The sequence below is a fragment of the Arthrobacter sp. TmT3-37 genome (genome assembly GCF_054510835.1).
This window is the reverse complement of record NZ_JBTNDU010000002.1, coordinates 397,049-410,261: the sequence shown is the minus strand read 5'-3', so window position 1 is coordinate 410,261 and position 13,213 is coordinate 397,049. Positions and strand designations below refer to the sequence as shown.

Sequence of the window (13,213 nt, the reverse complement as noted above, 5' to 3'; positions counted from 1 at the left end):
ATCTCACCGTTCCCGCTCCGCGATGCCGAGGGCTATCCCGTCGAGGATGTCGTGCTCGCTCGTGACCGCCGTCGAGACCCGGCCGTCCGTGACGTCGGCGACGCGCTCCACGATCGACCTCCAGATGAGCGCTCCCGCACCGATCACGTCGACGCGGCCGGGGTGCATGTAGGGCAGTGCGGCCCTGCCCTGCCGCGTCATGTGCAGGAGGTCCGCTGCCGCCGCCGAGACCACCGGGATCGGCAGCTCCGCGCCGTGGATCCGCTCCGGCTGGTAGGACGGGAGACCGAGGGCGTGCGCGGTGACCGTGGTGACGCTCCCGGCGACGCCGACGATCTTCGTGATCCTGTCCAGGGGGACCTGCGCCGCGGCGTCGTCCATCATGCGGCCGACCTCCGCCTCCATTGCCGCGATCTGGTCCGGCGTCGGGGGGTTGTCCTTGAGGAAGCGCTCCGTGTAGCGGACGCACCCCATGTCGGTGCTCCGCGCGGCGATGAGGCCGCCGGCCGTCCCGGCCACGAACTCCGTGCTCCCGCCGCCGAGGTCGATCACCAGGACCGTCTCGTCGCGGGCAGCCTCGAGGACGCTCACGGCGCCGGCGAAGGACAGCCTCGCCTCCTCGTCGCCGGAGACGACCTCCGGCTCGACGCCCAGCCGTGCCCGGATGCCGTCGACGAAGTCCTGGCGGTTCTCGGCGTCGCGGGACGCCGACGTCGCGACGAAGCGCACCGGCGGGTTGCCGTGCCGGTCGATGAGCTCCGCATACTCCTCGGTCGCGGCGAAGGTCCGCGTGAGCGCCGCCTCCGAGAGTCGGCCGGTCGCGTCGACCCCCTCGCCGAGGCGCACCACGCGCATGAGTCGTTCGACGTCGATGAGGACCCCGTCCGCGATGTCCGCGATCAGGAGTCGGATGGAATTGGTGCCGCAGTCGATGGCAGCTGTACGCATTACTTCTCCTCGGTGGCGCCGCTGGGGGCTGAAGCGGTGGTGGAAGCCGGGGTGGAAGCCGTGGTGGAAGCCGCATGGGCCCCGTCGACCGGCGTGCTCGCGTCTGCCGTGCCGTCCGGCTCCGCTCCGCGGCGGCGCGCCGCCCGCTTCGCCTCAAGCTCCTCGGGGCTCAGGCCCTGGGTCCTGGTGTGCCGGCTGAGGTCGGCGTGGGGTGCCTGCCCCGTGGTGTCCCAGGCCCCGTCGCAGGAGCAGTGCTCCGGCGTCCACCACGGCGCTATCCGTGCGATCGCCTCGTCGCCCAGCGGATTGACCCCGGGTCCCGCCGCGAGCGAGTGGCCCACGAGGACGTGCAGGCACTTGACGCGGGTGGGCATGCCTCCGGCCGAGACACCGTCGATCTCGGGGACCGGGCCGGTCCCGGCCCGCTGCCCGACGGCGTCGCGCGCGGCGAGGTACGCCTCGTGGGCGGCCCGGTAGCGCTCGGCGAGGCCGGCGTCGGCGGTCAGCCGGTCGCTCATCTCGGTCATGACGCCGTCGGCCTCGAGCCGCGACACGGCGGAGGTGACCACGGGATGGCTGAGGTAGTAGGTGGTGGGGAACGGGATGCCGTTCGAGAGGCGGGGTGCGGTGGTGGCGACGAGCGGGTTGCCGCAGACGCACCGCGCCCCGATCTCGACGACGTCCCGCACGGGGCGGCCGAGCTGGCGGCTGAGGACGTCGAGGTCGCGTGCGCTGGGGGTCCGGGGATCCTGTCCCTCGGGACCGCGCTCGTCGCGCTCGTCATGCTGGTCGTGGTGGGTCACGCTGTTCCTTCCTGGACGCTCCGGGGCGTACGGTTCGCGGGGGCGCCCGGCCCGCTCAATCTGTCGCTGCGCGGGCGACCGAGCTCCAGAGGGAGTCGACCCAGGGCAGGTCGGCCGGGTCGGCGGCCGAGCCCTCGCCCGTGCTGTCCTCGATCCCGTCGGCGCCCTTGACCAGGTACCGGGTCTCGCCCGGCATCACGAGGAAGATGCGCTCGCGCGCCTGCTGCCGGACGAAGGCCGGGTCGTCCCAGCGGGCGAGCTCCGACCGGTAGTCCGCCTGCTCCTGCTGCTGCCGGGCGATGTCCGCACGGAGCGCGTCGAGCTCCGCCTGCTGCTGCAGGTACCTGCTCACGGACGGCGCCAGCAGCACGATCACGGCGATGAGCACGACGGCGAGCGCCAGCAGGCGACCGGAGAAGGACTTCGCGGGGATCGGCGTCGCCTCCTCCGCCGGCTGGATGGCGGTCTCGGCACGACTGGCACCGAGCCTGCCGCGGCGGATGCTGCCGGCGAGCTGGGACCGTTCGGCGGCCCGCGCCTCGGACGGGGATGACGGCTTCGAGGCTCCGGGCGGAGTGGAGGCCGCGGCCTGGCGCACAGAGCGCGCAGGCGTCGTTCCCGCCGTTCCGCCGGCCCCGCGGGGATCCTTCGTCGCGGAGGGTCCTGCGGTCCGCGGTGCGGCGGTCCCGGGCAGTGCGGATCCCGAGGGTCGCGGTCGGCCCGGGGACGGCACATGGCCACGACCGGCCGATCCCGGACCGGCCGGGGTTGCGGAGCCGGACGTCCGCGGGCCGTGGGCAGGGGTCTGGCCCCTGGCCGTCCCGGGAGCCGGCCGTTCCTCCGCCACAGGCGTCGGACGGCCGGCTCGCGGCACGTTGGGGCGGCGGGCAGTCATGAAGCTCCTCGTCAATGCTTTCGCGTGTGGTCGCGTCGGGTCCCTCGCGGGACCCGCTTAACGAGGGTAACCGCCCTGCCGATCAACTGCGGATCAACTAGGCCGTGAAACGCGGGAAGGCGCTGCGTCCGGCGTAGCGGGCGGCGTCGTCGAGCTCCTCCTCGATGCGCAGCAGCTGGTTGTACTTGGCCACCCGCTCGCTCCGTGCAGGAGCACCCGTCTTGATCTGGCCCGCATTGGTGGCCACGCAGATGTCGGCGATCGTGGTGTCCTCGGTCTCACCCGAACGGTGCGAGGTGATCGTCGTGTAGCCGGCACGCTGCGCCATGGAGATGGCGTCGAGCGTCTCCGTGAGGGTGCCGATCTGGTTGACCTTCACCAGCAGCGAGTTGGCGGTCTGGTTCGAGATCCCCTTGGCCAGGCGCACGGGGTTCGTGACGAACAGGTCGTCGCCGACCAGCTGGACCTTGTCGCCGATCGAGTCCGTGAGGTGCTTCCAGCCCTCCCAGTCGTCCTCGTCGAGGGGGTCCTCGATGGAGACCAGCGGGTAGTCGCGGACGAGCTCCACGTAGTAGGCGCTCATCTCCTCCGTGCTGAGGGCCTTGCCCTCGAACTGGTAGGCGCCGTCCTTGTAGAACTCGGAGGCGGCGACGTCGAGGGCGAACGCGATGTCGGTCCCCGGGGTGTAGCCCGCGCGCTCGACGGCGGTGGTGATGAGATCCAGTGCGTCGCGGTTGGACGGCAGGTTCGGGGCGAACCCGCCCTCGTCGCCGAGGCCGGTGGCGAGGCCCTTCTCCTTCAGCACGGACTTCAGTTCGTGGTAGACCTCGACGCCCCAGCGGAGTCCCTCGGAGTAGGACTGCGCGCCGAGCGGGACGATCATGAATTCCTGGATGTCGACGTCCGAGTCGGCGTGCGAACCGCCGTTGAGGATGTTCATCAGGGGTACCGGCAGGACGTGCGCGTTCGGGCCGCCGAGGTAGCGGTAGAGCGGCAGGGCCGAGGACTCGGCGGCGGCGCGGGCGATGGCGAGGGAGACGCCCAGCATCGCGTTGGCGCCCAGGTTGGACTTGTTCTCCGTACCGTCCAGGTCGATCATCGCCTGGTCGATGGCACGCTGGTCCGCGGCGTCGAACCCGAGGAGTGCCGGCTGGATCTGCTCGATGACGGCCTCGACGGCCTGGAGGACGCCCTTGCCGAGGTAGCGGTCCTTCTCGCCGTCGCGGCGCTCGTTGGCCTCGAAGGCGCCGGTGGAGGCACCGGAGGGGACGGCCGCGCGGCCGAAGGTGTCGTCGTCGAGCAGGACCTCGACCTCGACCGTGGGGTTGCCGCGGGAATCGAGGATCTCCCTCGCGTGGATGGCGTCGATGATGGCCATGGATTTGCTCCTCTTCGTTGGAGTGTAGGGGTTCACATCATGTTGGGACGTCTTTGTCGGAGCAACGGAGGTGTTGCTCCCACCCTAGTTCACGTCCGTCCTGCACGTGGGGTGGATCACCCGCGTGTGACGCGGGCGGCGCCGTCGCAGGGCTCACGCACCGCCGACGACGTCCTGCTGGTAGTCCAGTACGGCCCGGCGCAGTGCGCGCTCGGGATCCACGCCGCTCGCCACGGCGCGCCGCACCAGCTCCAGCAGTTCCCGGCCCAGCCCGGCTTCGCCCGCAGGGTCGGGCCCGCCGTCGCCCCGCTCTCCCGCCCGTGCGAGCGTCTTGGCGGCGAAGGCGAGAGCAGGAAGGTGGTGCGGGATGCCGTCGAAGGGGGACGTGCGGGCCGGGCGTTCCTGCTGCTTGACGGCCTGCCACGTGGCGACGATGTCCGCGACCGATCCGGCCGGTCCGCCGCGCAGGGCTCCGTCGGGCGAGAACACGTGGGGATTCCGCCGCACGAGCTTGGCGGTCAGCCCCTCAGCAACCTCGGCGAGCCCGAAGGATCCGACCTCGGCCTGCAGCTGTGCGTGGAGGACCACCTGGAAGAGCACGTCCCCCAGCTCCCCGCGCAGTTCGTCCAGGAGCTCCTGCGACGGCCGCTCGGCGCGGGCGACGTCGTCGACCGCTTCGTAGAGCTCGTACGTCTCCTCGACGAGGTACTCGAGCAGCGACGCCGGCTCCAGCGCAGCCGTCCAGGGGCAGTGCCGGCGGAGGAGGTCCACCACCTCCACCAGGCGGCCGACCGCGGCGCCCGGAGGCCTTCCGGGCGCGGCTCCTGGCCGTGCCGCTGCTGCGTCCGTCACCGGAGCGGCTAGGCGGCGGCCCGGCCCGCGGCCCTGTCGAAGCTCGCGGTGATGTGCTCGGCCAGGGCTTCGCGGTCCTCGAGCGGCAGGAACGCGGCGTCCACCGCGTTGAGGGTCAGTTCGAGCAGGTCGCCGAGGTCGTAGCCGAACGTGCCGACGAGGAGTTCGAACTCGCCCGTCAGGGTCACGCCGCTCATCAGGCGGTTGTCGGTGTTCACGGTGACCTTGAAGCCCAGCTGGTACAGCAGGTCGAAGGGGTGGGCGTCGATCGTGTCGCCGAAGGCCGCGATGGCGCCGGTCTGCAGGTTCGACGACGGGCACAGCTCGAGCGGGATGCCGCGGTCGCGGACCCAGGAGGCGATACGGCCCAGGTTGGCGATGCCGACCTCCTCGCCGTCGGCGGCGTCGTCGTCCGCCGACTCCTCGATCTCGATGTCCTCGGCGATGCGGACGCCGTGGCCGAGGCGCAGCGCACGTCCCGCGACGAGGGCGTCCTGGATGCTGTCCAGCCCGGCCGCCTCGCCCGCGTGCACGGTCGCCGGGAACTGCTCGGAGGCGAGGTACGTGAAGGCGTCGGCGAAGCGCGAGGGCAGGAAGCCGTTCTCCGCCCCGGCGATGTCGAAGCCGACGGCGCCGCGGTCGCGGTGGCGGACGGCGAGCTCGGCGATCTCCTGGCCGCGGTCGGCGTGCCGCATCGCCGTGATGAGCTGGCCCACCTGGATGACGCGCCCCGCGGCGATGGCCGCCGCGGCACCCGCCTCGAGGCCTTCCTGGACCGCCTCGACGGCCTCGTCGAGAGTCAGGCCCTTCTGCGTGTGCTGCTCCGGCGCCCACCGCACTTCCCCGTAGACCACGCCGTCCAGCGCCAGGTCCTCGACGAACTCCCGGGCGACCCGCGTGAGCCCCTCCCGCGTCTGCATGACCGCGATGGTGTGGTCGAAGGTCTCGAGGTACCGCTCGAGCGATCCCGAGTCCGCGGACTCGCGGAACCAGGTCCCGAGGGACTCGGCGTCCGGTGCCGGGAGCTCGTGCCCGATGTCGGCGGCGAGCTCGAGGATGGTGGCCGGCCGCAGGCCGCCGTCGAGGTGGTCGTGGAGGGAGACCTTCGGCAGGGTCCGGATGTCGATGGCAGCGTCGTTCTGGGTCTGGGTCACGCCGTCAAGCCTACGCGATGCGCCTCAGGGAGGGCTCGTCTCCCGGGCCGGCTCGGGAGAGTCCTGGGGCTCCTCGACGGCGGCCTGGAGCGGCGTCGAGCCGCGGACGAGGGCGATCACGCGGTCCACGAGGAACCCGAGGACGACGGCGATCCCGACGGCCACCGCGACGCCCAGCAGATGGTTGTGCTGGAACCAGGTCCCCGCGACCGCGCCGATACCCACGGAGTAGCCGGCCCACACCACACCGGAGAGGGCCGTGAGGGCGACGAACCGGCGCTGCGAGTACCCGGTGGCCCCCGCCGTGAGGTTGACCGCCACGCGGCCGATCGGGATGAAGCGCGCCACCAGGATCAGTGACGCGGCCCGCTTCGCGAGTTCGTTCCCCGCCCAGGTGAAGGACCGCTGCATGCGCGGTCGCCTCATCCACCGGAAGCGCGTGGTGCCGATCCCCCGGCCGAAGCGGAAGGCGATGTTGTCGCCGAGGAACGCGCCCGCGGCCGCGACCAGGATCAGCAGCCAGGGGTTCGGCACGCCCTGGGTGAGGACGAGCGACGCGAGGCCGACGACGACGGACTCGCTGGGGAACGGCGGGAAGAAACCGTCCACGACGCAGCACACGAGCACCAGGAGGTACACCCAGGGCTGCTCCGCGGCGGCCAGCACGACGTCGCTGATGCCGTCGAGGGCACTGGTGATCGCATCCATCCTGGGGCTCCTCCGCCGGTACACCCCGTGCGACCCGCCACCAGGGGTGGAGGCGGTCGTCGGAACGGGGCCGGACGACGCCGTCGCGGTGCCGGGGGGAACCGGGAACCGCTGCCGCGCGTCTGCCGTCGACGCTACCCGCGGCAGCCGTCCCGGGTCGTCGCCCTTGCGGGCGATCCGGCCCGCGGCCGGCCTCACCCCCAGGGATGAGGCCGGCGCCCGTTCCCCTAGGGGTCGCACCGGAGGTGGCCCGATCCGGACCTCAGGCGATCCGGACCTCAGGCGATCCGGACTCAGGCGATCCGGACTCAGGCGATCCGGACCCAGGCGATCCGGACCCAGGCGATCCGGACCCAGGCGATCCGGACTCACGCGATCCGGACCCAGGCGATCCGGACTCAGGCGATCCGGACTCAGGCGATGCGGACCTCAGGCGATGCGGTCGATGATGAGCTGCTGCGCCGGGCGGGAACCCTCCGGTGCGATCACGACGGCGTCGGCCAGCGCGTCCCGTGCACGGTCGAACTTCTCCGGGGTGTCCGTGAGCAGGGTCATCAGGGGCTCCCCCGCACGCACGGAGGCTCCCGGCTTCGCGTGCAGCCGCACGCCGGCCCCCGCCTGCACCTGGTCCTCCTTGCGGGCACGGCCGGCTCCGAGCCGCCAGGCGGCGACGCCCACCGAGAGCGCGTCGAGGCCCACGAGCACGCCGTCGGCCGGCGCCAGGACGACCTCGGACTCCTTCGCCACGGGCAGGGTCGCGCGGGGGTCTCCGCCCTGCGCCTCGATCATCCTGTTCCAGACGTCCATCGCGCGTCCGTCCTTCAGCGCGGCCGCCGGGTCGGCGTCGTGCACGCCCGCGCACGCGAGCATCTCCTCCGCGAGGCGCACGGTGAGCTCGACGACGTCGGCCGGTCCGCCGCCGGCGAGGACCTCCACCGACTCCTCGACCTCGATGGCGTTGCCGGCCGTCAGTCCGAGGGGTGTGCTCATGTCGGTGAGGAGCGCCACGGTGTTCACGCCGGCGTCCTTGCCGAGGGCCACCATGGTCTCGGCGAGCTCGCGTGCCTGGTCGACGTCCTTCATGAAGGCCCCGCTGCCCACCTTCACGTCCAGGACCAGCGACCCGGTCCCCTCGGCGATCTTCTTGCTCATGATCGAGGACGCGATGAGCGGGATGGCCTCGACGGTCCCCGTGACGTCGCGCAGGGCATAGAGCTTCTTGTCCGCGGGGGCCAGTCCCGTCCCGGCGGCGCAGATGACCGCGCCCACCTCGGCGAGCTGGCGCAGCATGTCCTCGTTGCTGAGGTGCGCACGCCAGCCGGGGATGGATTCCAGCTTGTCCAGGGTGCCCCCCGTGTGGCCGAGGCCGCGTCCGGAGAGCTGCGGCACGGCGACCCCGAAGACGGCGACGAGCGGGGCCAGCGGCAGGGTGATCTTGTCGCCGACGCCCCCGGTGGAGTGCTTGTCGCTGGTGGGGCGGCCGAGCGAGGAGAAGTCCATGCGCTCGCCGGAGGCGATCATCGCGGCGGTCCAGCGCGAGATCTCGGCGCGGTCCATGCCGTTGAGCAGGATCGCCATGTTGAGGGCGGCCATCTGCTCGTCGGCGATGACGCCGCGCGTGTAGGCGTCGATGGTCCAGTCGATCTGCTCGGGCGAGAGCGTGCCCCGGTCGCGCTTGGTACGGATGATGTCGACGGCGTCGAAGGCTTCGGTCATGGGGATCCTCGGATCGTGGTGCGGCTCCTGGCAGGAGCCGTGGAATGGGAAGGGGAAGAGGAGGGGCGCGGCCTGTCCGGCCGCGCCCCTGGATCAGGCGAGGTGCTGCGGCCCGAAGGCGTCCGGCAGGACCTCGTCCATGGTGCGGATGCCGCTGACGGTCATGAGCACCATGTCCGGCGCCCGGAACTCGTACAGCAGCTGGCGGCAGCGCCCGCACGGCATGAGGGTGCTGCCCTCGCCGTCCACGCAGCTGAACGCCCGGATGCGCCCGCCGCCGCTCATGGCCAGCGCGCTCACGAGCGCACACTCCGCGCACAGGGTCAGACCGTAGGAGGCGTTCTCCACGTTGCAGCCGGAGATGATCCGGCCGTCCTCGAGCAGGGCCGCGGCCCCCACGGGGTACTTCGAATAGGGGACGTAGGCGCGTTCCATGGCGTCCCTCGCCGTGGCGGCCAGGGAGTCCCAGGGGATCTCGTCGTCGGTCATGCTGCTGAGCCTCCTAGCCCTTGATGTACGGGATACCGCTGGCGCCCGGTGCCCGCGAGCGGCCGACGAGCCCCGCGACCGCGAAGACCGTCACCACGTACGGCAGCATGCGCAGGAACTGGTCCGGCACGGGCGTGCCGAGCAGGCTGAGCACGTTGGACAGGTTCGTGGCGAAGCCGAACAGCAGCGCCGCGAAGAAGGCCCCGATCGGGTTCCAGCGACCGAAGATCAGGGCGGCGAGCGCGATGTAGCCCTGGCCCGCGGTCATGTCGCGGCCGAAGCCCGAGACGGCGACGAGCGTGAAGAAGGATCCTCCGACGCCCGCGACGACGCCCGCGAGCAGCACGTTGGTGAAGCGCATGCGGTTGACGTTGACGCCGAGGGTGTCGGCGGCCTTGGGGTGTTCGCCGACGGCGCGCGTGCGCAGGCCCCAGCGCGAGTGGTAGAGCGCCACGTAGACGACGGCCACCGCGACGTACATGAGGTAGCCCACGATGGTCTGCTGGAAGAGGATCGGGCCGATCACCGGGATGTCCGCGAGCAGCGGGATCTCGATCACGGGCAGGCGCGGCGGCGAGTTCCACCGCTCCGCGTCCTCGCTCAGCACGGCGGAGAACAGGAAGCCGGTCAGCCCGGAGACCAGGACGTTCAGCACGACGCCGACGATCACCTGGTTCACGACGTAGCGGATGCTGAAGACGGCGAGGACGAGGGACACGAGGACGCCTGCCACCGCCGCGGCGAGGAGGCCGACGAAGGCACTCCCGGACAGCGACGCCGCGACCGCGGCCGCGAACGCGCCGAACAGCAGCTGGCCCTCGATCGCGATGTTCACGACGCCGGAGCGCTCGCACAGCACGCCCGAGAGCGAGCCGAAGATCAGCGGCACGGCCAGGGTGACGGATCCGGCGAGGAGACCGTAGAGGGCGACGTTGGGGGTGCGGGCGCTGCCGACGACCCACGTCAGGAACGCGACGAGGAACAGGACGGCGAAGACGGCCAGCAGCCAGGCGGGGATCTTCCGCCCCGAGCGCGTGCGCAGGATCGCGAGGACGGCGAGGGCGATCATCGCGAGTGCCGCGATCCAGCCGATCACCGGGGCGGACACCACGATGGACGGCAGGACGATCGGGTCGTTCTCCTCCGACAGCCTGAACGTGACGTCGTTGCCCGGCGCTCCGAGTGCGAAGACGAGGAGGGCGAAGAGGGCGACGACGGAGAGGATGATCGGGTTCTTCCAGCTCCGCACGGCCGCGTCGCCGGCTGCGTTCTGGCGCTCGTCGCGAGCGGTGGTTGCTGTGCTCATGCTGCTGCTCCGGTCGAGGCTGGCCTGCGGTGAGGGGTGCCGCCCTTGCCCGTGCGCGCGGCGCCCGGTGCCGGGAGGCGGAAGAGCGCACGGACGAGTGGCGGCGCCGCGATGAAGAGGACGATCAGCGACTGCACGACGAGGACGATGTCGATGCTCGTGCCCGTCGAGGCCTGCATGGCCACTCCCCCGGCGCGGAAGGCGCCGAAGAGGATGCCCGCCGCGAAGGTGCCCCACGGCGAGGACCGGCCGAGGAGTGCCACCGTGATCGCGTCGAAGCCGAAGCTCGCGGCGACGCCCGAGGTGAGGACCTTCTCGGTCCCGGAGACCTGGGCCACGCCGGCGAGGCCGGCGAGGGCCCCGGCGATGGCCATCGCGAGGATGTAGCCCCTGCTGACGTTGACACCGGCGGTGCGGGCCGCGCTCGCGTTGGCGCCGACGGCACGGAGCTCGAACCCGACGGTCGACCGGTTGAGCAGCCACCACACGAAGACGGTGGCCAGGACGGCGACGACGAAGCCCCAGTGCAGGCGGAACGCGGGACCGAGCAGCGGCGGGTACAGGGCGCTCGCGTCGAGCTGCGGGCTGATCGGGTTCGTGGAACCCGGCCGCTGGAACGCCGGGGTGCTCAGGAAGTACAGCACCAGGTTCGTCGCGATGTAGTTGAACATGATCGTCAGGATGACCTCGTGCGCACCGGTCCGAGCCTTCAGGAGGCCCACGAGACCGGCCCAGACGGCGCCGCCGACCATGCCCGCGAGGATCACGAGCAGCAGGTGGAGGCCGACGGGCAGATGGAGCGTGAAGCCGATCCAGCCCGCGAACGTGGCGCCGATCAGGATCTGTCCCTGGGCACCGATGTTGAAGAGGCCGGCCCGGAAGGCGAGGGCCACGCCGAGCCCCGCGCAGATCAGCGGGGTCGCGACGGTCAGGGTCTGCGTCAGGGGGTAGATCATGCGGGAGAAGGAATCTCCGCCGAAGTTGAAGACGGAGCCCTGGAAGAGCGCGATGTAGGCGCTCGACGCCGCCGTCCAGGCAGCACCGAGGGTGTCCTGCGGGCGGCTGAAGAAGTACGACGACGCCCGCGCCACGTTCTGGTCGGTGACCGCGATGAGCACTCCACCGAGGATCAGGGACAGCACCACCGACAGGAAGGCGACGAGCGCGTTCCCCGTCATGATGCGCTGTAGGAGGGGCGACTCCGGCGCGGGTCCGCGGCTCGCCGCCGTCGCGGGTACCGCCGGAGGGGGTACCTCCCCGCCTGCCGTCTCGACGGCGTTCTCGAGGCGCACCTCGTCCTGGCGTGCGGCCTCCTTCGCTTCCCGGCGGGTCGGCGGGGCGCCGCCGTCGGGAGCCGGGGATACCGGCCGGTCGTCCTGCGGGCTCACAGGTTTCCTCCTTGGATGTCGTGTGTCTGCGCCAGGGCTTCCTCGGCGGGCATGCCGGCCATCATCAGGCCGAGCACGTCGCGTGACACGGACCCGGGCACGATCCCCATGAGGCGGCCGCGGTAGAGGACCGCGATCCGGTCGGCGAGCTCGAGGACCTCGTCGAGTTCGGTGGAGACGATGATGACGGGCGTGCCGCCGTCGCGCTCCGCGACGATCCTGCGGTGCAGGAACTCGATGGAACCGACGTCGACGCCGCGCGTGGGCTGCGAGGCGATGAACAGTTTGAGGGGCCGCGAGAACTCGCGGGCCATGACGACCTTCTGCTGGTTGCCGCCGGAGAGGGTGCCCGCGGCGGCGGACGCGGACTGCGTGCGCACGTCGTACTCGGCGATCTTCTCGTCGGCGTTCTTCTCGATGGCCGACGGGGACATGGAGAGTCCCTTCGCGAAGGGCGCGTCGTCGTACCGGTTGAGGATGAGGTTCTCGGCGACGGAGAACGTCCCGACGAGCCCCTCGACGCTGCGGTCCTCGGGGACGAAGCCGACGCCGGCGCGGATGACGTCCTTGACGCTGCGGCCCAGGAGCTCGTTCCCGCCGAGGGTGATCGATCCGGTGACGTGGTCCTGGAGGCCCATGATCGCCTCCGTGAGTTCGGTCTGGCCGTTGCCCTGGACACCCGCGACGGCGAGGATCTCGCCCTCGGCGACCTCGAAGCTCAGGCCGTCCACCACTCGCTGCCCGTTGGGGGCCTGGACGGTGAGGTCCCGGACCCGGAAGGTCACCTCGCCCGGCGCGGCCGGCTTCTTGTCCAGGGTCAGGCTGACGGCGCGCCCCACCATGAGGGACGCGAGTTCCGTGGTCGGGGCGCTGGGGTCGGCGGTTCCGACGACCTTGCCGCGGCGGACCACGGTGATCACGTCGGAGACGGCCTTGACCTCGCGGAGCTTGTGCGAGATGAAGACGATGGATGTGCCGTTCGCCTTGAGCTGCGCCATGATCCCGAGCAGTTCGTCGGTCTCCTTGGGCGTCAGGACGGCTGTCGGCTCGTCGAGGATGAGGACCTCGGCGTCGCGGACGAGCGCCTTGATGATCTCGACGCGCTGCTGGACGCCGACCGGCAGGTCCTCGACGACCGCGTCGGGGTCGACGTCGAACCCGTACTGGTCCGAGATCTGCCGGATGCGCGTCCGGGTCTCCTGCAGGTTGAGCATCCCGCCGGCCTTGGTGGCCTCGTTGCCCAGTGCCACGTTCTCCGCGACGGTGAACACCGGCACCAGCATGAAGTGCTGGTGCACCATGCCGATCCCCGCGGCCATCGCGTCGCCCGGTCCCTTGAAGGTCACCGGCTTGTCATTGACGCGGATCTCGCCCTCGGTGGGGTCGTAGAGGCCGTACAGCACGTTCATGAGCGTGGACTTGCCGGCCCCGTTCTCGCCGAGCAGGCTGTGGACCTGTCCTGGTTCCACGACGAGATCGATGGAGTCGTTGGCGACGAGCGATCCGAAACGCTTCGTGATGCCGATCAGTTCGAGTTTCACAACCCAGCCTGTTCTGTTCTGTTGTCGTCGGTGGA

General features: G+C 71.3%; 12 protein-coding genes. All 12 read right to left on the bottom strand.

The annotated features are described in order from the left end of the window. Positions 1-3 precede the first annotated feature (3 nt). The 12 genes from ACX80U_RS04700 to ACX80U_RS04645 all read right to left on the bottom strand — a co-directional run bounded on the left by ACX80U_RS04700 (position 4) and on the right by ACX80U_RS04645 (position 13,178). Positions 4-948 (bottom strand): Ppx/GppA phosphatase family protein, encoded by a 945-nt coding sequence (locus tag ACX80U_RS04700; protein WP_459267583.1) that lies wholly within the window; start codon positions 946-948, stop codon positions 4-6. Next, positions 948-1,751, bottom strand: coding sequence for a DUF501 domain-containing protein (locus tag ACX80U_RS04695; RefSeq protein WP_459267582.1), 804 nt, complete (start codon positions 1,749-1,751; stop codon positions 948-950). Before ACX80U_RS04695 ends, ACX80U_RS04700 begins: the two co-directional genes overlap by 1 nt. A 55-nt stretch (positions 1,752-1,806) precedes the next feature. Further along, the gene (locus ACX80U_RS04690; RefSeq protein WP_459267581.1) at positions 1,807-2,646 is read right to left on the bottom strand and encodes an FtsB family cell division protein; all 840 of its coding nucleotides are present in this window, start codon (positions 2,644-2,646) and stop codon (positions 1,807-1,809) included. A gap of 97 nt (positions 2,647-2,743) precedes the next feature. Further along, positions 2,744-4,024, bottom strand: coding sequence for a phosphopyruvate hydratase (gene eno, locus ACX80U_RS04685; RefSeq protein WP_133081978.1), 1,281 nt, complete (start codon positions 4,022-4,024; stop codon positions 2,744-2,746). Between the two features lie 153 nt (positions 4,025-4,177). Beyond that, positions 4,178-4,876, bottom strand: coding sequence for a MazG nucleotide pyrophosphohydrolase domain-containing protein (locus ACX80U_RS04680; protein ID WP_459267580.1), 699 nt, complete (start codon positions 4,874-4,876; stop codon positions 4,178-4,180). Between the two features lie 8 nt (positions 4,877-4,884). Next, positions 4,885-6,030: an adenosine deaminase gene (locus tag ACX80U_RS04675; RefSeq protein ID WP_133082754.1), complete on the bottom strand. Its 1,146-nt coding sequence runs from the start codon at positions 6,028-6,030 to the stop codon at positions 4,885-4,887. 24 nt (positions 6,031-6,054) lie between these two features. After that, positions 6,055-6,738 (bottom strand): VTT domain-containing protein, encoded by a 684-nt coding sequence (locus ACX80U_RS04670; protein WP_133082753.1) that lies wholly within the window; start codon positions 6,736-6,738, stop codon positions 6,055-6,057. A 429-nt stretch (positions 6,739-7,167) separates the two neighbouring features. Continuing rightward, a complete protein-coding gene (locus ACX80U_RS04665) occupies positions 7,168-8,454 on the bottom strand; it encodes a thymidine phosphorylase (RefSeq protein WP_459267579.1) in 1,287 nt (428 codons plus the stop codon). A 93-nt stretch (positions 8,455-8,547) separates the two neighbouring features. Beyond that, a complete protein-coding gene (locus ACX80U_RS04660) occupies positions 8,548-8,943 on the bottom strand; it encodes a cytidine deaminase (protein ID WP_133082751.1) in 396 nt (131 codons plus the stop codon). A gap of 13 nt (positions 8,944-8,956) precedes the next feature. Further along, entirely contained in the window at positions 8,957-10,249 is a 1,293-nt protein-coding gene (locus tag ACX80U_RS04655; RefSeq protein ID WP_459267578.1) for an ABC transporter permease, read from the bottom strand. Continuing rightward, positions 10,246-11,637: an ABC transporter permease gene (locus ACX80U_RS04650; protein WP_459267577.1), complete on the bottom strand. Its 1,392-nt coding sequence runs from the start codon at positions 11,635-11,637 to the stop codon at positions 10,246-10,248. The genes ACX80U_RS04655 and ACX80U_RS04650 overlap by 4 nt, the downstream gene beginning before the upstream one ends. Then, complete coding sequence (locus ACX80U_RS04645) at positions 11,634-13,178, bottom strand: ABC transporter ATP-binding protein (protein ID WP_459267576.1); 1,545 nt, start codon at positions 13,176-13,178, stop codon at positions 11,634-11,636. The genes ACX80U_RS04650 and ACX80U_RS04645 overlap by 4 nt, the downstream gene beginning before the upstream one ends. Positions 13,179-13,213 lie beyond the last annotated feature (35 nt).